The sequence below is a fragment of the Rhizobium sp. NZLR1b genome, assembly GCF_019685155.1.
Lineage (GTDB): Bacteria > Pseudomonadota > Alphaproteobacteria > Rhizobiales > Rhizobiaceae > Rhizobium.
This window is the reverse complement of the sequence record NZ_JABDWC010000011.1, coordinates 12,838-31,200: the sequence shown is the minus strand read 5'-3', so window position 1 is coordinate 31,200 and position 18,363 is coordinate 12,838. Positions and strand designations below refer to the sequence as shown.

The 18,363-nt window shown below is 61.9% G+C and carries 15 protein-coding genes; 5 read left to right on the top strand and 10 right to left on the bottom strand.

Annotated features, from left to right (window positions below; all coding sequences use genetic code 11):
* Nucleotides 1-42 precede the first annotated feature (42 nt).
* The 7 genes from HJB84_RS17230 to HJB84_RS17200 form a co-directional block, all read right to left on the bottom strand.
* On the bottom strand, nucleotides 43-2,493 hold the full coding sequence (locus HJB84_RS17230) for an FAD-dependent oxidoreductase (RefSeq protein WP_221116453.1): 2,451 nt from the start codon (nucleotides 2,491-2,493) through the stop codon (nucleotides 43-45).
* Complete coding sequence (locus HJB84_RS17225) at nucleotides 2,490-3,368, bottom strand: phosphotransferase (protein WP_207582386.1); 879 nt, start codon at nucleotides 3,366-3,368, stop codon at nucleotides 2,490-2,492. Before HJB84_RS17225 ends, HJB84_RS17230 begins: the two co-directional genes overlap by 4 nt.
* Before the next feature lie 152 nt (nucleotides 3,369-3,520).
* Nucleotides 3,521-4,597 carry an ABC transporter ATP-binding protein gene (locus tag HJB84_RS17220; protein ID WP_207582385.1) on the bottom strand — a complete coding sequence of 359 codons (1,077 nt, stop codon included), beginning with the start codon at nucleotides 4,595-4,597 and terminating at the stop codon, nucleotides 3,521-3,523.
* 31 nt (nucleotides 4,598-4,628) lie between these two features.
* Nucleotides 4,629-5,702, bottom strand: coding sequence for a Gfo/Idh/MocA family protein (locus HJB84_RS17215; protein WP_207582384.1), 1,074 nt, complete (start codon nucleotides 5,700-5,702; stop codon nucleotides 4,629-4,631).
* A gap of 23 nt (nucleotides 5,703-5,725) precedes the next feature.
* Nucleotides 5,726-6,613: a carbohydrate ABC transporter permease gene (locus HJB84_RS17210; RefSeq protein ID WP_405049021.1), complete on the bottom strand. Its 888-nt coding sequence runs from the start codon at nucleotides 6,611-6,613 to the stop codon at nucleotides 5,726-5,728.
* Nucleotides 6,606-7,565 carry a carbohydrate ABC transporter permease gene (locus tag HJB84_RS17205; protein ID WP_221116452.1) on the bottom strand — a complete coding sequence of 320 codons (960 nt, stop codon included), beginning with the start codon at nucleotides 7,563-7,565 and terminating at the stop codon, nucleotides 6,606-6,608. Before HJB84_RS17205 ends, HJB84_RS17210 begins: the two co-directional genes overlap by 8 nt.
* Nucleotides 7,566-7,571: 6 nt before the next feature.
* Nucleotides 7,572-8,858 (bottom strand): ABC transporter substrate-binding protein, encoded by a 1,287-nt coding sequence (locus HJB84_RS17200; protein WP_207582382.1) that lies wholly within the window; start codon nucleotides 8,856-8,858, stop codon nucleotides 7,572-7,574.
* A gap of 205 nt (nucleotides 8,859-9,063) precedes the next feature.
* Here HJB84_RS17200 and HJB84_RS17195 point away from each other — a divergent pair, with 205 nt between their 5' ends.
* The 5 genes from HJB84_RS17195 (at nucleotide 9,064) to HJB84_RS17175 (ending at nucleotide 14,364) form a co-directional block, all read left to right on the top strand.
* Nucleotides 9,064-9,741 (top strand): TetR/AcrR family transcriptional regulator, encoded by a 678-nt coding sequence (locus tag HJB84_RS17195; RefSeq protein WP_207582381.1) that lies wholly within the window; start codon nucleotides 9,064-9,066, stop codon nucleotides 9,739-9,741.
* A 130-nt stretch (nucleotides 9,742-9,871) separates the two neighbouring features.
* Nucleotides 9,872-11,020 (top strand): Gfo/Idh/MocA family protein, encoded by a 1,149-nt coding sequence (locus HJB84_RS17190; protein ID WP_221116451.1) that lies wholly within the window; start codon nucleotides 9,872-9,874, stop codon nucleotides 11,018-11,020.
* Nucleotides 11,021-11,022: 2 nt separating this feature from the next.
* The gene (locus HJB84_RS17185) at nucleotides 11,023-12,186 is read left to right on the top strand and encodes a dihydrodipicolinate synthase family protein (RefSeq protein WP_221116450.1); all 1,164 of its coding nucleotides are present in this window, start codon (nucleotides 11,023-11,025) and stop codon (nucleotides 12,184-12,186) included.
* Nucleotides 12,187-12,215: 29 nt separating this feature from the next.
* Complete coding sequence (locus tag HJB84_RS17180; RefSeq protein ID WP_207582378.1) at nucleotides 12,216-13,046, top strand: sugar phosphate isomerase/epimerase; 831 nt, start codon at nucleotides 12,216-12,218, stop codon at nucleotides 13,044-13,046.
* A 40-nt stretch (nucleotides 13,047-13,086) separates the two neighbouring features.
* Nucleotides 13,087-14,364, top strand: a complete 1,278-nt coding sequence (locus HJB84_RS17175) for a Gfo/Idh/MocA family protein (protein WP_221116449.1) — start codon at nucleotides 13,087-13,089, stop codon at nucleotides 14,362-14,364.
* A 30-nt stretch (nucleotides 14,365-14,394) separates the two neighbouring features.
* Here HJB84_RS17175 and HJB84_RS17170 read toward each other — a convergent pair whose 3' ends face one another.
* Genes HJB84_RS17170 through HJB84_RS17160 form a run of 3 tightly spaced genes read right to left on the bottom strand, consistent with a single transcriptional unit; the run spans nucleotide 14,395 to nucleotide 18,326 of the window.
* Nucleotides 14,395-15,405: a hydroxyacid dehydrogenase gene (locus HJB84_RS17170; protein WP_221116448.1), complete on the bottom strand. Its 1,011-nt coding sequence runs from the start codon at nucleotides 15,403-15,405 to the stop codon at nucleotides 14,395-14,397.
* Nucleotides 15,402-17,258, bottom strand: a complete 1,857-nt coding sequence (locus HJB84_RS17165; protein ID WP_207582375.1) for a DUF2264 domain-containing protein — start codon at nucleotides 17,256-17,258, stop codon at nucleotides 15,402-15,404. The genes HJB84_RS17170 and HJB84_RS17165 overlap by 4 nt, the downstream gene beginning before the upstream one ends.
* A 9-nt stretch (nucleotides 17,259-17,267) precedes the next feature.
* Nucleotides 17,268-18,326 carry a LacI family DNA-binding transcriptional regulator gene (locus tag HJB84_RS17160; protein WP_221116446.1) on the bottom strand — a complete coding sequence of 353 codons (1,059 nt, stop codon included), beginning with the start codon at nucleotides 18,324-18,326 and terminating at the stop codon, nucleotides 17,268-17,270.
* Nucleotides 18,327-18,363 lie beyond the last annotated feature (37 nt).

Below are 18,363 nucleotides of genomic sequence, written 5' to 3'. Positions count from 1 at the left end.
CGCGCCCTCTCGGAACGCTCGAGCGCACAGGAATTCGACCCGTCACGCCTTCACCCGCGTCATATCGGGATCGTAGAGCGGCGCCAGCGACACCTTGCAGGGGATGCGCTCCCGCGCGACATCGAGCTCATAAGTGCCGGAGAGGATGAAATCCTCCGTGACGCCGTCGGGGCTGCGGACATAACCGTAGCCGATCGGCTTGCCGAGCGTATAACCGAAGCCGCCGCTCGACAGCCAGCCGACGCGCTTACCGTCGCGATAGATCGTTTCGCGGCCGAGCAGCACGGTATCGGGATCGTCGGGAACGAAGCAGGCGAGGCGCTTCTTCACCCCATCCGCCAGCTGCCGCGCGATCGCCTCACGGCCGCGGAAGGCAATGTTCTTCTTGATCTTCACCGCCCAGCCGAGGCCGGCTTCGACCGGCGTATGGTCGGGACCGATATCGGACCCCCAGGCGCGATAACCCTTTTCCAGGCGGCAGCTCTCGATGGCGCGGTAGCCGGCATTGACGAGGCCGAGCTCGGCGCCGGCGGCCATCAACACGTCATAGACCGTGGTGGCATATTCAATCGGGATATGCAGTTCATAGCCGAGTTCGCCGACATAGGTGATGCGCAGCGCCCGCACCGGGCAACCCGATATGCCGACGGTTCTGACCTTGCCGAAGGGAAAGGCCGCATTCGAGACGTCGCTGCCGGTCACCTTTTCCAGCACGGCGCGGGCATTCGGCCCCATCAGCGACAGCACGGAATAGGCTGAGGTGACGTCGACCAGTTCGGCATGCATCTCCGCCGGAATATTGCGTGCGATCCAATTGAAGTCATGGGTGGCGAACCCGGTGCCGGTGACGATGTAATATTCGTCCTCGGCGATGCGGGCGACCGTCACGTCGCATTCGATGCCGCCCTTGTCGTTCAGCATTTGCGTGTAGACGAGCGATCCCACAGGCCTTGCGACATCGTTGGAGGCGATCCAGGAGAGTGCCGCCTCGGCATCCCTGCCCTTCAGCACGAATTTGGCGAATGAGGTTTGGTCGAAGATGACGGCCGCCTCGCGCACTGCCTTGTGCTCGCGGCCGACGGCGGCAAACCAGTTCTGGCGGCCATAGCTATAGACATCCTTCGGCTCCTCGTTGGCGAAAAGATCGGCAAACCAGTTCGGCCGCTCCCAGCCGAGCTTTTCACCGAAACAGGCGCCCTGCGCCTTCAGCCGGTCATAGAGCGGCGATTTGCGGCAGGGGCGGCCGCTCGAATGCTCCTCGAACGGCCAGGCCATGGTGTAGTGCTTGCCATAGGCTTCGAGCGTGCGCGTGCGCACCCAGTCGGTATCGAAATGCGGGCGGCCGAAACGGCGGATGTCGACCGGCCAGAGATCGTAGGGCGGCTCACCTTTCGTCACCCATTCGGCAAGCGCCATGCCGGCGCCGCCGGCCGAGGCGATGCCGAAGGCGTTGAAGCCGGCGCCGACGAAGAAATTCTTCAGCTCCGGCGCCTCGCCGAGAATGAAATTGCCATCCGGCGTGAAGCTTTCCGGGCCGTTCAGCAGCTGTTTGACGCCGACATTCTCCAGCGCCGGAACGCGGCCGAGCGCCTGTTCCATGATCGGCTCGAAGTGGTCGAAATTACTGTCCAGCAGCGTGTAGTGGAAACCTTCGGGGATCCCGTCTTTCGCCCAGGCAATGGGGTTCGGCTCGTAGCCGCCCATGACGATGCCGCCGACCTCCTCCTTGTAATAGGTCAGGCGATCGGGATCGCGCAGCGTCGGCAGATTGGAAGGCACGCCGAAGGATTCGGTGATGATGTATTGATGCTCGACGGAGACCAGCGGCACATTGACGCCGAAACGGGCAGCGAAGGTGCGCGTCCATTGGCCGGCGCAGACGACGACGCGCTCGCATTCGATGCGCCCCTGCGCCGTGACGACGGCGCGGATCCTTCCGTTGTCGATCTCGAGATCGAGAACTTCGGTATCCTCGAAGATCGAAACACCAGACATGCGGGCGCCTTTCGCCAGCGCCTGAGTAATGTCGGAGGGATTGGCCTGGCCGTCGGTGGGAAGGAAAGCGGCCCCGACCAGATCATCGACCGTCATCAACGGCCAGAGATCGAAGGCTTCCTGCGGCGTCAGCAATTGCATTTCCAAGCCGAAGGAATGGGCGGTGGTCGCCTGGCGTCTGACCTCCGTCCAGCGCTCCTCGTTGCAGGCAAGCCGTAGGCCGCCATTCATCTTCCAGCCGGTGCCGAGGCCGGTTTCCTGCTCCAGCCGCTTGTAGAGATCGACGGAATAACCGAGAAGCTGGGTGATGTTGGCGCTGGTGCGCAACTGGCCAACGAGGCCGGCGGCATGGAAAGTGGTTCCCGAGGTGAGCTTCTTGCGCTCCAAGAGGACGGTATCGGTCCAGCCGAGTTTGCCGAGATGATAGGCCGTCGAGCAGCCGATGATACCGCCGCCGATGACAACGGCTTTTGCCGTCTTCGGTAATTCCTTCGTCATTTATTGTCCTGCTCAAAAGCTTGATAGGCGCGTTCGAAGCGCGCGAGATTTTCGGCCGTATAGCCGGAATAGTCGAAATCGATGGTGGAATGGATTTCCGAAATCATGCTCCAGAGCGTCTCGCGCAGCAGCGAGGCGCATTTCATCGCGCCATAGCGCCGGCTGAGGTCATCGGTCAGCGGCCGGTCGAAATAGATCTCCAGCATCATGCGCTCGGCCGCATCAGGGAGTTCGTTGTTCGAGGCCAGTCCGCCGAGGTCGAACAGCGGCGTGTTGAAGCCGGCATAGTCCCAGTCGATCAGCCAGAGCCGCTTGCCGTCATCAAGAAAGTTGGCGGCCAGCAGGTCATTGTGGCCGAAGGCGATCTCGAACGGCCCTGCCGCTGCTTCCAGCGTCTCGGTCTTGCCGATCAGCGCCGACAGCAGCGGGAGATAGGCGCTGCCCGACGCCTTCAGATTGGCGGCGTAGTCGCGAATGACGTGGAAGACCCAGAAGATCATTGCCTGACCACGGAAATGCCTGGCGATATCGCAGTGGCAGGCACGGACCAAGGGGACGATCCGGGTCAGCATTTCCGGTGTCCTGACATCCTCCGGTGAAAGCGCCCGTGCCTCGATATATTCGAGCACCAGCACGCCGGGCGAATGGTGGATGACAGCGGGCGATATGCCGGCGGCATGGGCCGCACGGCTTGCGGCAAGCTCGTTCTGCCTGTTGATGTGGTGGATCGGAATATCGGTGCCGAGCCTCACCACGCAGCGCGCCACGGCATCGCTGACTAGGTAATTCCGGTTGGTAATGCCGCCGGATATCGGCGAAATCTCGATTGGGCCCTGCCAGATGCCAAGGGCATGAATCCTATCTTCAGGCGTCATGCTTGTCCCCCAGAGCATGATGCCGAAAAGTGTGAGCGGTTTTCGGACGACAGCATGCTCTAACTAATTAAGTTAGAACAGGATTCATCCTGTTCCAACGGCCCCATCCAGAAATGATGGGGCAGAGGGGGATCGGCTGTCAAGAAGGGCGGTTAGATCGTTTTGCCGGCGGCATCGAAGACGTGACAGCGGGCCGGATCGAAGGAAGTCTTCACATTGGCGCCGCGCTCGACCTTCTGCTGGCCGTCGAGCGCAACGGTCAGGAGCTGGCTATCGGGCGTCGTCGTGTAAAGCATGGTGGCGCCGCCGAGATTTTCGACGAGATCGATGTTGACGGTCGACAGTGCGATGGCGCCCTCGGCGAGGGAAAGATGCTCGGGACGGATGCCGAAGGTGACGTCCTGGCCAGCCTCGCCTTTCAGCCGGCGCGGCAGGCGAACCGAATTGCCGCAGACATGGATGCTGGTTTCAGCCTCGCCGACCTGCTCGATGCGGGCCTTGAGAAAGTTCATTTTCGGGCTGCCGATGAAGCCGGCGACAAAGCGGTTGGCCGGGTTGTTGTAGAGATCGAGCGGCGCGCCGACCTGCTCGATGCGGCCGGAATTCAACACCACGATCTTGTCGGCCATCGTCATGGCTTCGACCTGGTCATGGGTGACATAGATCATGGTGTTACCCAGGCTGCGGTGCAGGCGGGAGATCTCGACGCGCATCTGCACGCGCAGTTCGGCATCGAGGTTCGACAGCGGTTCGTCGAACAGGAAGATCCGCGGTTCGCGCACGATGGCGCGGCCGATCGCAACACGCTGACGCTGACCGCCGGAGAGCGCTTTCGGCTTGCGCTCCAGCAGCTTCTCGATCTGCAGGATCTCGGCGGCACGCTTCACCTTCGGCTGGATATCGGTCTTCTTGTAACCCGCCGTCTCCAGGCCGAAGGCAAGGTTCTTGTAAACCGACATATGGGGATAGAGGGCATAGGACTGGAAAACCATGGCGATGCCACGTTTGGCGGGCGCCACCTCGTTCATGCGCTCGCTGTCGAGAAGCAGCGCGCCGGCGGTGATCTCCTCGAGACCGGCGATCATGCGCAGAAGGGTCGATTTTCCGCAGCCGGAGGGGCCGACGAAAACGACGAATTCGCCGGGATCGATCGTCAGGTCGATGCCATGGATCACATCCAGCGAGCCGTAGCGCTTCTCGACCTTCTGAAGAACGACACTGGTTGCCATCTTCTCAAAACCCTCTCGTTTTATTTATCGGTTACTTCGTTCTTGCGCGCCAATCGGCGTATTTCGGACTGTCAGGACCGACCGGCAGCGGCACGTCGGCGCCGCTGTCGGAAGACTGGTAAATGGCGGTCACCAGTTCCAGCGCGCGACGAGCATCCACCGTCGTCACCGGCAGCGGCCCCTGGCCGCTGAGGAAGGCGTGGAACTGGCCCATCTGGGTGGTGAAACGCGGCGCGACCGGCTGCCAGTCGGCAATCACCCGGTCGATCTTCTCCCGCACCTCGTCATTCGCAGCGATAATCTTCCAGGGATCCTTGCCTGGTGTGTAGGGTTCGTGGCTGCTTTCGAACGTGACGTTCTCGAAGTGCAGCCTTAGCCGGCTCAATTGTTCCTGCGAACCAAGCGTGCAGGACAGCGAGACAAAGGCGCCGTTTTCCATCAGCAGGCTGGCGGAGGCGCAATCCTCGACCTCGATATCGTTGACGCGGGTGGCGACACGGCCGAAGACCCTTGCTGCCGGGCCCATCAGATGCATCATCATGTCGTGCAGATGCAGCGCATGGGTAACGAGCACGCCGCCGAGTTCTGTCGCCCATTTGCCGCGCCAGGGAACGGCGTAATATTCCGGCTTGCGCAACCAGAAGGTTTCGACCGAAGCCGTATAGGCCTTGCCGGCAATGCCGGCATCGATGATCCGCTTGGCTTTCTGGATACCGTCGCCATAGCGATATTGGAAGATCGGCATCAGTACGCCTTTGGCGGCTTTTTCCGCTTCCATGATGGTATCGACACCGGCCAGCGAGCCGGTCAGCGGCTTTTCGCAGACGACATGTTTGCCGGCGGCGAGCGCCGCGACCACCTGTTCCAGATGAATGCCGGGTGGGGTGCAGATATCGATGATGTCGATCGTGTCGTCGGCCAGCAGTTCTGCAAAAGAGGTGGTGCGGCGTTCGATACCGAACTCGTCGCCGACCGCCGACAAACGCTCTCCGTTCAGGTCGCAGATCGCCACGACCTTGAACTTGTCGGAATGCGGCAGGTAGCCTTCGACGATGTGGGAGCGGCCGATGCCGCAGCCGACGATCGCCACCGTCTTCATGCTCATGTCGCTTTTTCCCGCTATCGCCGTCAACGCTTCATGCCCGTCGTGGCGATGCCCTCGATCAGCAGACGCTGGAAGAACAGGAAGAAGAAGAATACCGGCACCAGCGTCAGGGTCGACATGGCGAACAAACCGCCCCAATCCGATGCGCTGGTGGAGTCCACGAAGGTCCGCAGGCCGAGCTGGATCGTATAGGTGTTCATGTCGTTCAGGTAGATCAGCGGACCGAAGAAATCGTCCCAGGTCCATATGAAGGAGAAGATGGCGGCCGTCGCCAGCACCGGCAGCGACAACGGCAACATGATCTTCCAATAGATGCGCCAGGCGCTGCAACCATCCATCATCGCCGCCTCGTCGAGTTCGCGCGGGATACCGCGGAAGAACTGCACCATCAGGAAGATGAAGAAGGCATCGCTTGCCAGGAACTTCGGCACGACAAGCGGCAGGATGGTGTTGACCCAGCCGAGATCGAGGAAGAGCACATATTGCGGGATCAGCGTCACGTGATAGGGGATCATCAGCGTGCCGAGCATGATCGCGAACCAGAAATTCCGGCCGACGAACCGCAGCCGCGCAAAGGCGAAGGCCGTCAGCGAACAGGCGATGACATTGCCCGTCACCACCAGCAGCGAAATGACCAGCGAATTCCAGAAGAACCGGCCGAAGCTGACATCGAGGCCGACCCAACCGCGCGCATAGGAGGAGAAATCGATCGACGACGGGATGAGCGAGGTCGACGAGAAGATCTCGGTTTCCGGCCTGACCGATGCCGAAACCATCCACAACAGAGGATAGAGCATCAGAAGCGATGCGGCGATCAGCAGGGCGTGGATGATGAGCGACGCCGGCAGACTGCGTTTGGTGATGTCCGATGGCGGCCTGGCCGCAGTGACGGAAGCGGTCATCTCAGTCATCGTAGTGCACCCAATAACGCGAGGTCAGGAAGGAGAAGGCAGTGAAGATCGCGATGATCACCACCAGGATCCAGGCGAGCGCCGAGGCATAGCCCATGCGGAAATTGCCGAAGGCTTCCTGATAGAGGTAGAGCGTGTAAAAGAGCGTCGAGTTGATCGGACCGCCCGTGCCGCCGGAGATGATGAAGGCGGGCGTGAAGGCCTTGAAGGCATCAATCGTCTGGACGACGGCGTTGAAGAAGATCACCGGCGTCAGAAGTGGCAGCGTGATCTTGTAGAATTGCCGGAATTTCGAGGCGCCGTCGAGGCTCGCGGCCTCATACATATCCTGCGGGATCTGGCGCAGGCCGGCCAGGAAGATGATCATCGGCGAGCCGAACTGCCAGACGGACAGCGCCACCAGCGTGTAGATCGAATAGTTCGGATGCGAGATCCAGCTCGGTCCCTCGATGCCGATCTGGGCAAGGGCCGCGTTGATGAGGCCGTCACTGGCGAAAAGCTGGCGCCAGAGCACGGCGATCGCCACGCTGCCACCCAGCAGTGAGGGGAGGTAGAAGATGGCGCGATAGATCGGCAGCCCACGCAGGCCGCGGTTCAGCGCCATGGCGACCAGCAAGGCGAAGGTCAGCTTGAACGGCACCGATAAGACGACATAAGTCAGGGTTACGTGCATGGCGGCCGAGAATTTCGGATCCGCCGTGGCGATGCGCACGTAATTCGCAGCCCCCACCCACCGCGGCGACTGGATCATGTCGAAGTCGGTGAAGGAAAGGTAGAGCGAAATCAGGGCCGGCCCGAGGGTCAACCCGAAAAAGCCGATGAGCCATGGCAAAAGGAAGAGATAGCCGGGAGCATTGGCATTCCAGAGACGCCGGAAGCGTCCTTCGGCCACGGCACCCTGATAGCTTTCCACTGATATGGCCCTTGCGGGCGTGCGCATCGCATTGCTCATACGGGATCAGCCTCGTGCGAGAATCTGCGTGATTTCAGTGACGAGCTGTTTGCCGCCATCGGCGGGAGACAGCTGTCCGAAGCCGACCTGTTCGGCGATGTTGCGCAACATCAGCTCGCCCTCACCGGCGCCGGCCGGCGGCGGCGGCGGCAATTTGCCGGCGAGGTCGCCAAGACCGCTGACATATGCCAGGGCAACCTTGCCGTTCTCATCGAGCTTCGCCGCGACGACCTCGCGCATGGCGGCCGATTCCGGAATGCCGCGTTCGACATCCAGGAGCACCGCCGCCTCGGGGTTCTTGACGAAGAAATTGACGTAGTCGACCGCTTGCTCCACCGATTTCGACTGGGCCGAGACCGAGAAGAACATCGAAGGCTTGCGATAGTGGCCACCCTTCGAATCCGCCTTGATGCGCATGTAGTTGGTGAGCGCCAACTTGTCCTTGCTCATTGCCTGATAGGCGACGAACTGGTTGGAATGGGCAAAGCCGGCCGCAGATTTGCCGAGCGATACCGTGTTGGTTTCGATGTCGTTCTTGTCGAGCGCCTGGACGTCGGCAGGAACGCAGGCGCCGGCCTCACGGAACTTGGCCCACATGTCGTACCATTCCGATGCATCGTCGACGTCGAAGGCGATCTTGCCGTCGGCGGTATAGAGGCCCTTGCCGCGCTGACGCAGCCAGTTTTCGAACAGCGGTTCACCGCCGCTGCCGTCGGCGATGCCGAACATGCCCTTGCGTTTGCCCGCCTTGGTGATCTCGGCGCCCATGCGGCCGAATTCTTCCCAGGTTGTCGCCTGCGTCGGCAGATCGACACCGGCCTCCTTGAAGGCGGTGGTGTTGAGCACCGTCGCGGCCGAGTTCGCCCCGAGGCTGACGCCATAGAGATGGCCGTCGACACTGCCGCCTTCGACCTGCGCCTTGTCGAAATCGTCGAGGTTCAGTTTCGCCGGCATGTAGGATTCCAGCGGCGCAAGCGCACCGCGCCGCGCATATTGAACGATATAGCGATAGTCCATCTGGATGATATCAGGCGCATTGCGGCCGGCGACCTGGGTCGCAAGACGCGGCCAGTAATCGCCCCAGCCGAGGAATTCGCCGGTGATCGACGTACCGGCATTCTTTGTCTGGTAAAGTTGGGAGACCTTGTTGGTGCGGTCGGCGCGCGGCTGCGAGCCCCACCACAGGAGACGCAGGCGCGTTTCCTGTGCCAAAGCGCTGGTTCCGAGCGCCGATAGCGAAAGAAGCGTTGCGCCTCCCGCCACGAAATTACGTCTGCTTACACGTAGGCTCATTTTTTCCTCCTCCTAAGGGGAAGCGCCTCCACACGCTTCCGATGTAGTTACCCTTGCATAAATAACTAATTGGTTACAAGCTACGGGCAAAGCGGCAAGCGTGTCAAGCGGGGTGTCGGTTGTTGCTGGCCGCCCTTCTAAATTCGGTTTTTACAATTTCGCACCGAAGGCTTATGAGCGCAACATCCGAGACGGAGGGGAAACGATGAACGACAACGCGGAAAACGGAGAAAAGAAAAAATCCCGGCGCCCATCTCAGGAACGCACGGCGCAACGCGATCCGGAGCGGACACGCGCCGCGATCCTGGAAGCGGCAACCCGCGAGTTCGCCGAAAACGGCATGGGCGGGGCCCGCGTCGATGCCATCGCCGAGCGCGCCGGCACCAACAAGCGCATGCTCTACCATTATTTCGGCGACAAGGAGCAGCTCTACCTCAGAGTGCTCGAAGAAGCCTATGTCGGCATCCGCACGGCCGAGCGCGCGCTTCATATCGGCGACCGTAGCCCGGAAGAAGGCATCGGCGAACTCGCGCTCTTCACCTGGCGTTATTTTCTCCAGCACCCGGAATTTCTGAGCCTGCTCGGCACGGAAAATCTGCATCGCGCCCGCTGGCTGCGCCAGTCCGTTCGGCTAAAAGAACTGCACTCGCATCTGATCGGCGAGCTTTCGGATGTACTCGAGCGGGGAAAGAAGCAGGGCGTCTTCGTCGAGACCGCCGATCCCCTGCACGTCTATCTGACGATCGCCTCGCTCGGCTATTTTTACCTGTCCAACCAGTACACGCTTTCGACGATCTTCGGCCGGGACCTGATCGAGCCGACCCATCTTCATGCCTGGGAAAGGCATATCGTCCACGTGACGCTCGCCTCGATCAAGCGCTGAATCCCGAAAACAGGATTTGACTATTGACAGCCTCGCTGCTCTTCTGCCATCAAGTAACTGTTTAGTTACTGACTTGGGAGGGTCGGGCCGGATGCCCGCTCCCGCCGCAAAAAATTGCAAGGGAGGAAAAATGGCACGCTTGGGGATCATCTTGCACGGCGTTACCGGCCGCATGGGGTACAATCAGCACCTGGTGCGTTCGATCCTCGCCTTCCGCGACCAGGGCGGCATCACGCTGAAATCGGGCGAGAAACTCGAGATCGACCCGATCATCGTCGGCCGCAACGGCGCCAAGATGGAAGAGCTGGCGAAGAAGCATAACATCGAGCGCTGGTCGACCGACCTCGATGCCGCTCTCGCCAATCCCGACGACACGATCTTCTTCGACGCCGGCACGACGCTGATGCGCGCCGAGCTGCTGTCCAGGGCGATCGATGCCGGCAAGCATGTCTATTGCGAAAAGCCGATCTCCGACGATCTGCAAGTGGCACTCGACCTTGCCCGCAAGGCGCGCGGCTCCGGGCTCAAGCACGGCGTCGTGCAGGACAAGCTGTTCCTGCCGGGCCTGCGCAAGCTGGCGCTGCTGAAGGATTCCGGCTTTTTCGGCAAGATCCTCTCGGTGCGCGGCGAATTCGGCTACTGGGTCTTCGAAGGCGATTGGGGCGTGCCCGCCCAGCGTCCGTCCTGGAATTATCGCAAGGGTGATGGCGGCGGCATCATCCTCGACATGCTCTGCCACTGGCGCTACGTGCTCGACAATTTGTTCGGCGAGGTAAAGGCTGTCTCCTGCCTCGGCGCCACCCATATCGGCCAGCGCATCGATGAGCAGGGCAAGCCCTATGATTGCGACACCGATGATGCGGCCTATGCGACCTTCGAGCTCGAGGGCGGCGCCATCGCGCAGATCAACTCCTCCTGGGCCGTTCGCGTTCGCCGCGACGACCTCGTCACCTTCCAGGTCGACGGCACGCATGGTTCGGCTGTCGCCGGCCTGACGAAATGCTGGAGCCAGCACCGCGTCAACACGCCGAAGCCGGTCTGGAACCCCGACCAGCCGCAGACGATCGACTTTTACAAGACCTGGGACGAGGTCCCGGACACGCAGGCTTTCGACAACGGCTTCAAGGCGCAGTGGGAGATGTTCATCGGCCATGTCGTCGAAGATGCGCCGTGGCCCTATGGCTTGGAAGCCGGCGCCAAGGGCGTGCAGCTTGCCGAACTCGGCCTGAAATCCTGGGCAGAGCGCCGCTGGCTCGACGTTCCCGCATTGGAGTTCTGACCGTGACGACGATCAATCTCCCCCTCGACGGCAAGATCGTCCCCTACACACTGACCGGCACGCCGATCGAACTGAAGAAGCGCGACGCCAAGGCCTTCCCGCGCATCGCCTTTGCCGCCGCCCATGTCGTCGCCGATCCGCTCGCCGACAACGACCCGTGGCTGACGCCGGCGATCGACTGGGACCGAACGCTCGCCTTTCGCCACCGGCTCTGGGATCTCGGCCTCGGCGTCGCCGAAGCCATGGATACGGCGCAGCGCGGCATGGGCCTCGGCTGGTCGGAAGCGCGCGACCTCATCCGCCGGGCGCTTGGCGAAGCGGCCGGTCGCAAGGATGCGCTGATTGCCTGCGGTGCCGGCACCGACCATCTAACGCCGGGACCCGACGTAACCGTCGACACGATCCTCAAGGCCTATGAGGAGCAGATCGAAACGGTGGAGGCAGCCGGCGGCCGTATCATCCTTATGGCGAGCCGGGCGCTTGCGGCCGCCGCCAAAGGGCCGGATGACTATATCCGCGTCTACGACCGCATCCTCCGCCAGGTCAAGGAACCGGTCATCATCCATTGGCTGGGCGAGATGTTCGATCCGGCGCTCGAGGGTTATTGGGGCAACGGCGACCACCTCAAGGCGATGTCCACCTGCCTCGAGGTGATCGAGGCACATGCCGACAAGGTCGACGGCATCAAGATCTCGCTGCTTTCCAAGGAGAAAGAAGTGGCGATGCGCCGCCAACTGCCTAAAGCCGTGCGCATGTATACCGGCGACGACTTCAACTATGCCGAACTGATCGCCGGCGACGAAGAGGGTCATTCCGATGCGCTGCTCGGGATTTTCGATGCGATCGCGCCGGCAGCGTCCGCTGCGCTCGACGCGCTCGGCCGCAAGAGTAACCACGAATTCTTCGATCTGCTCGAGCCGACCGTGCCGCTGTCGCGCCACATCTTCAAGGCGCCGACGCGCTTCTACAAGACCGGCGTCGTCTTCCTCGCCTATCTCAACGGCCTACAGGACCATTTCGTCATGGTCGGCGGCCAGCAGAGCACCCGTTCGCTGACGCATCTGGCCGAACTCTTCCGCCTGGCCGACAAGGCGCGGGTTCTCGCCGATCCGGAACTCGCAACGGCGCGCATGAAGCAGGTGCTTGCCGTCCATGGCGTTCACTAAGCGCCGGCACGGCAATGGGAGGGAATGACATGCAGGTCGAAGGACTTTCGATCAATCTGGCGACGATCCGCGAACAATGCGGTTTCGCCGAAGCCGTCGATATCTGCCTGAAACACGGCATCACCTCGATCGCGCCGTGGCGCGACCAGGTCGCCAAGGCCGGTCTCGACGAAGCGGTGCGGATCGTCAAATCGAACGGCATCAAGCTGACCGGACTTTGCCGCGGCGGCTTCTTTCCGGCGGCAAACGATGCCGACTGGCAGAAGAACCTCGACGACAACAGGCGCGCCATCGACGAGGCCGCGGCCTTCGCAGCCGATTGCCTGGTGCTCGTTGTCGGTGGATTGCCCGGCAGCTCGAAGGATATTGTCGCCGCCCGCCAGATGGTGTTTGACGGCATTGCCGCCGTGCTGCCGCATGCGCAGGCTGCCGGCGTCAAGCTCGCCATCGAGCCACTGCACCCGATGTATGCCGCCGACCGGGCCTGCGTGAACACGCTCGGCCAGGCGCTCGACATGTGCGATCAGCTCGGTGAGGATGTCGGCGTTGCGATCGATGTCTACCATGTCTGGTGGGATCCCGATCTTGCCAACCAGATTGCCCGCGCCGGGCGCATGAAACGCATCTTTGCCCATCACATCTGCGACTGGCTGGTGCCGACCAAGGACATGCTGCTTGACCGCGGCATGATGGGCGATGGCGTCATCGACCTCAAGGGCATACGACGGATGGTCGAGGCCGCCGGTTTCTTCGGCGCGCAGGAGGTGGAGATTTTTTCGGCCGAGACCTGGTGGAAACGCCCGGCCGACGAGGTGATCGCCACCTGCGTCGAGCGCTTCCGCAGTTGTTGCCAGATCTGATTTTCAATTCGTTTCATCACGCATGCAGGAGGTTCATTCGATGGAGAAACGCCGTTTTGCCCTGATCGGCACCGGAAACCGCGGCACCACGATGTGGGGCAAGGACCTGCTTGCCGGCTGGCGCGAACATGTCGATCTCATCGCGATCGTCGAGAAGAATTCGCTGCGTGGCGAACGTGCCCGCAATATGATCGGCAGCAACGCGCCGATTTACGACGATATCGACGCGATGCTGGCCGAACAGAAGCCGGATCTGATCATCGTCTGCACGCCTGATCACACCCACGACGACATCGTCGTGCGGGCGCTCGAAGCCGGTATCGACGTCATCACCGAAAAGCCGATGACAACAGCGGTCGACAAGATCAGGCGGATCATCGATGCCGAGAAACGGACCGGCCGGCGCGTCGACGTCTCCTTCAACTACCGCTACGCGCCGACGGCGGCGCGCATTAAGGAACTGTTGAATGCCGGCGAGATCGGCCGGGTGACCTCCGTCGACTTCCATTGGTATCTCAACACCAAACACGGCGCCGACTACTTCCGCCGCTGGCATGCCTATACCGAAAATTCCGGCAGCCTGTTCGTCCACAAGGCGACGCATCATTTCGATCTGTTGAACTGGTATCTCGACAGCGACCCCGAAGCCGTCACCTCCTTTGCCGACCTGCAAAACTACGGCCGCAAGGGCCCATTCCGCGGCCCGCGCTGCAAGCTCTGTCCGCACGCGCATGAATGCGACTATTATCTAGATCTCGAGGCCGATCCGTTCCTCGATCAGCTCTACGAGGATCCCTCGAAGATTGACGGCTATTTCCGCGACGGCTGCGTCTTCCGCGAGGATATCGACATTCCCGACACGATGGTGGTCAGCCTGCGCTATCGCAACAACGTCCATGTCTCCTATTCGCTGAACACCTTTCAACCGATCGAAGGCCATCACCTCGCCTTCAACGGCACCAAGGGGCGCATCGAGCTTCGCCAATATGAGGCCCAGCCCTGGGAAGAGCCGAAGGAAGACACGATCCTGCTGATCCGCAATTTCCCGAACGGCAAGGAGGCGGTCGAGCGCATCGTCGTTCCGCATTTCACCGGCGGCCATTACGGCGGCGACGACCGGATGCGCAATATGATCTTCAAGCCCGACATAGAAGACAGGCTCGCCCAGCGCGCCGGCACGCGGGCCGGCGCCATGTCCGTGCTCTGCGGCATTGCGGCGTTGACAAGCTCGCGCACCGGCAAAGTGGTCAAAATTGCCGATCTGATGCCCGAGCTCGCCGATGACGGTTCGCCCAATTCGCTGCGGACATCACGCTGATATCTCGTCGCCTGGGTCGCTCGACGCGCCTCAGGCGATGTTTTCGAGATTCGCCTGCTGGATCTGGTAAAGCAGCGGCCGGCCGATCATGAAGCGCTCGACCTCGTCCACCGCCATCTCGCCGAGGCGCGCCCGTTCCAGCCCGATGGCGCCGGCAATATGTGGCGTCAGAAAGACATTCGGCAGATCGTAGAATACCGAGCCGGGGTCCGGGATCTCCGGATCGGTGACGTCGATGACCGCATCGATGCGGCCGGTCTTCAGCTGCGAAAGCAGCGCCACCTCATCGACGAGGATGCCGCGCGCGGTGTTGATCAGCGTTGCGCCCTCCTTCATCAGCGACAATCTTCGCGCATCGATCATATGCCGGGTCGAGGGCAGCGACGGCGCGTGCAGGGAAACGATATCGGCGCGGCGCATCAATTCGTCGAGATCGACCTTCTCCGCGCCGAGTCCGGCGGCCTCGGCAGCATCGAGCATGGGGTCGAACAGCAGCAGCCTGTAGCCGAAGGGTTTCAAGAGCTCGATTACCCGCCGGCCGATGCGCGAGGCGCCGACGATGCCGACGATGCGGCCATAGTTTCCGATCGCTTCGCGCTGCATCGGATAGGTCCGGTCGCGGTTGCGGTCGGCGACATAGAGATCACGGAAACGGAAGGCCCGCTTGCCGGCGAAGATGATCGCCGCCAGCGTGAATTCGGCGACCGGCACGGCATTGGCCTCGGCCGAATGGCTGACCACTATGCCGGCTTCGAAGATGCTGTCGTCGATGACGCCCTTTACCGTGCCCGCCGCATGAACGATGAGGCGAAGGTGCGTTGCTGCGGCGGGAATGTCAGGCCCGACATAGGGCGCGCCCCAGCCGGTGATCAGGATTTCGGCTTCGGCCAGCAGGCGTCTGGCCCGCTCGTCGTTGAAATGCTGCAGCGGCTTGGAATCCAGCAGGTGACCGACGGTGTCGAGCCGTTGCAGCAAACCCTCCGGCAGGACGTGTTCCGTGCGCGAGGGCTCCATCGCAAGAACAATGGCCGGGCGGCTCATGGCATCTGTCCCGGCGCTTCGATGGCGCTGACGGTCACGCCTTTTTCCCGCACCAGGGCCTCCAGCATCGCAATATCGGGCGCTTTCGGCGGCTTCGTCCAGGCAGAGGAGACGGCGGCGGGATCGTCGAGCGCCAGCACTGCCGTCACCAGGATGGTTTCACCGGCCGGGATCTGGCCGCGCAGCTGCGGCACGATGGTTTTCGCAACGATCACATTGGTGTTGGGTTGCGCCTTCTGGGCAAGGCCGGCGCGCCTGACCGAAGAACCGAGATCTACAATGCCGGTGAAATCGGCTTCGCCGATCGCGTAGGCAGCCCCATCGGACGCCGAGAGCCTGTCCAGCTCGAAATCCCGGCGGCCGATGGCAAAGCCGCCTTCGGCGATGCGTAACGGCCGGTCAGACCTGATCCGGTGGAGGCGGATATGCCAGGGGGCTTGAGGCAGCAGCCAGGTTTCGACAGCGACAGCGGGGAAAGGCGACCATTTCGCATAGAGCACCTCGCCTGCAAGCTTTGCTTGCTCATTCGTTTCGCGCACGCGGTAATGCAGGCCGTCATCGCTGAAGGCCAGCATCGAATCAAAGGCGGCAAGCGCGAAGCCACGCTCATCGGACTCGACACTGAAGCCGTAGCGGGTGGAATAAGCGAACTTCGCGTATTTTTCCGTGCCGAAACGCATCTGCAGATTTTCCTGGCCCGCAGACAGTGCCACGACATCGCCGCCTGCCCGCATCATCACCATGCCGGGATGACGCTGGGGGACGATAGAGGGTGCCTGCTCCGGCGCCTTTTCCTCAGCGGTCCAGAACGGATGATCCTCGGCGATGGCGAGCGGCAGGAAGGCCTTGAGCGCCCAATAGGGCGAGCCCGCGGAATTGTAGCTTTCCGACATCAGCAGGTTCGGATAGCCAAAACCAATCGACAGCACGCCGTCGCGATCGGCAATCGGCTTATCTTTCCACCAGCGTAGATGCTGCAGGCAGAGATGCTTGACCTCGCCCCAGGGCAAAGCCTCGACATCGGCAAAGGCGAGCGCCGACCAGAAGCCGGCACAGGCAAAGCGATAGGTCAGGCTGCGGCCGAATGGGATCGTCGCGCCGTCGGCGGCAAACCAGTGGCGGAAGTCCCGGGCAAAGAGGATGGCGCGCTCCCGGTAGCGTTTTGCATAATCGTCGTCGACGAGCTTGGAATAGATCAGACCATAGAAATGCATGGCGAACGGAATGTAGTGGTCGATGCGGCGCACGTTGCCGTCGCGATACCAGCCATCGCCGATATAGAAGCCTTCGAGCTCCTGCAGATATTGCCGGGTCAGGCTGCGATCGAAATCGGCGCCGAGACGATCGAGCGCAATATCGACAAGGATCCGGAAGAATTTCCAGTTATTGTCGGCATAGTCGAACTGCCTGGCATGCTTGAGATAGGCGACGACATTGCCGCGGGCGCGCTGATCGAGCGGCTCCCAGATCTTTTCCGGCACCAGCGCCAGGGCAAAACCGAGAGCGGCAAGCTCGACCATCCGCTGATCGCGGCCATTGACCGTTCCCCAATATTCCGGATGGGCGGGATCGGTGCCGTTTGCGAGACCTTCGGCAAAACGATGCCAGTGGGCGAAGTCGCCGTTGCCGGCGCCAAGCGGCGCCAATCCCCAGAGCGGGCGGGCGAAGCCTTCGAGATCGGCTGCCGCCCGGTCGAAATGGGCGGCGCCGCCGCTCAGCCTGACGCGGGCATTGCCTTTTGAAAAACAGACAAGAAGCGGATCGAAGAGATCAAGCAGAGCCCGGCTCATATCGGCGCGGGTTTCGAGCGGATTGCCTGCAAGCGGGTTGGCGCTGGCGGGATCATAGGTCATCAGCATCACTCACGGTTTTTCGGCATTCGGAACGGTCCCTCCCGCAACGGCAACGACCGCCTGGCAGATGTGGCGCGCCGCCGCCGTCCTGTTGCGGAAACGGGACAGCATCAGGAAGACGGCCTCGCGCCCGAGGGCGGCGCGGTCGACGCGCATGGTGGAAAGCCGCGGATTGGTCATCAGCGCGCAGGGCAGATCATCGAAGCCGACGATCGCGAAATCCTCCGGCACACGCATACCGGCTTCGGTGACGGCCTCGAGCACGCCGACGGCGATGAAATCATTCATGCAGAAGGCGGCGGTGAAACCGGCATTTTCGGCAAGGACCGCGGCAGTGCGTTCATGCGCCTCGCGGCTGGCGCTGCCCTCCAGCACCAGAGGCACGAAACGACCCTCGGCGTCGGGGACGGCGGCCACCGCAGCCTCAAAACCGCGGATACGCTCCCGGATAGTATAGCGGTGCGAGCCGCTCAGATGCAGGATGCGGCGATGGCCGGCCTTGATCATTCGGCTGGTCGCTTCATAGGCGCCGAAAAAATTAGCCGGCGAAACGCCATCAAACTGCATTCTGGGATCGGTGCCGTTGACGAGCACGGCCGGCGTCATGGTGCCCTGCAGCCAGTCACGCAGCATCTCGTTCGGGTCGATGCCGACCAGAAAGAGACCCTCGGCATCTGCTGCCTGCATATAGTCGCGCACGGCGTCCGGCGTGATGCGATCCTCGCGAACCATCCGGATCTCGAAGGGCATGCCGGCTTCGGCGGCTCCGGCGCGCAGGCCCTCGACGATCGCTTCATAAAAGACGCTGAGACCGCCGGTGACGCCGTCGCTGGCAATGAGCGCCAGCCCGCCGGCAACGGCTTCGGTCGCAGATTTCACCGGATAGCCGTGCTCGGCCGCCACCTTCAAGATCTGGCGGCGCACGGTTTCGCTGATGCCGGGTTCGTTGGCGAGCACACGCGACACCGTGGAGACGGAGACGCCGGCCAATGTAGCGATATCGGCCTGACGCGGCCGTCTGATTTTTTGGTCGTTGGTTTCTTGGTCGTTGGTTTTTTGTTCATTCATGGGCAAACCTTATGCAAATTATGCAAATTTGCAAGAT

Bases quoted from the DNA above. Each gene is read 5' to 3' on its own strand.
- HJB84_RS17170 (WP_221116448.1), bottom strand. From the start codon at position 15,405: ATGAGCCGCCCGGCCATTGTTCTTGCGATGGAGCCCTCGCGCACGGAA.
- HJB84_RS17195 (WP_207582381.1), top strand. From the start codon at position 9,064: ATGAACGACAACGCGGAAAACGGAGAAAAGAAAAAATCCCGGCGCCCA.
- HJB84_RS17225 (WP_207582386.1), bottom strand. From the start codon at position 3,368: ATGACGCCTGAAGATAGGATTCATGCCCTTGGCATCTGGCAGGGCCCA.
- HJB84_RS17165 (WP_207582375.1), bottom strand. From the start codon at position 17,258: ATGACCTATGATCCCGCCAGCGCCAACCCGCTTGCAGGCAATCCGCTC.
- HJB84_RS17210 (WP_405049021.1), bottom strand. From the start codon at position 6,613: ATGACTGAGATGACCGCTTCCGTCACTGCGGCCAGGCCGCCATCGGAC.
- HJB84_RS17180 (WP_207582378.1), top strand. From the start codon at position 12,216: ATGCAGGTCGAAGGACTTTCGATCAATCTGGCGACGATCCGCGAACAA.
- HJB84_RS17190 (WP_221116451.1), top strand. From the start codon at position 9,872: ATGGCACGCTTGGGGATCATCTTGCACGGCGTTACCGGCCGCATGGGG.
- HJB84_RS17215 (WP_207582384.1), bottom strand. From the start codon at position 5,702: ATGAGCATGAAGACGGTGGCGATCGTCGGCTGCGGCATCGGCCGCTCC.
- HJB84_RS17220 (WP_207582385.1), bottom strand. From the start codon at position 4,597: ATGGCAACCAGTGTCGTTCTTCAGAAGGTCGAGAAGCGCTACGGCTCG.
- HJB84_RS17175 (WP_221116449.1), top strand. From the start codon at position 13,087: ATGGAGAAACGCCGTTTTGCCCTGATCGGCACCGGAAACCGCGGCACC.
- HJB84_RS17160 (WP_221116446.1), bottom strand. From the start codon at position 18,326: ATGAATGAACAAAAAACCAACGACCAAGAAACCAACGACCAAAAAATC.
- HJB84_RS17200 (WP_207582382.1), bottom strand. From the start codon at position 8,858: ATGAGCCTACGTGTAAGCAGACGTAATTTCGTGGCGGGAGGCGCAACG.
- HJB84_RS17205 (WP_221116452.1), bottom strand. From the start codon at position 7,565: ATGAGCAATGCGATGCGCACGCCCGCAAGGGCCATATCAGTGGAAAGC.
- HJB84_RS17230 (WP_221116453.1), bottom strand. From the start codon at position 2,493: ATGACGAAGGAATTACCGAAGACGGCAAAAGCCGTTGTCATCGGCGGC.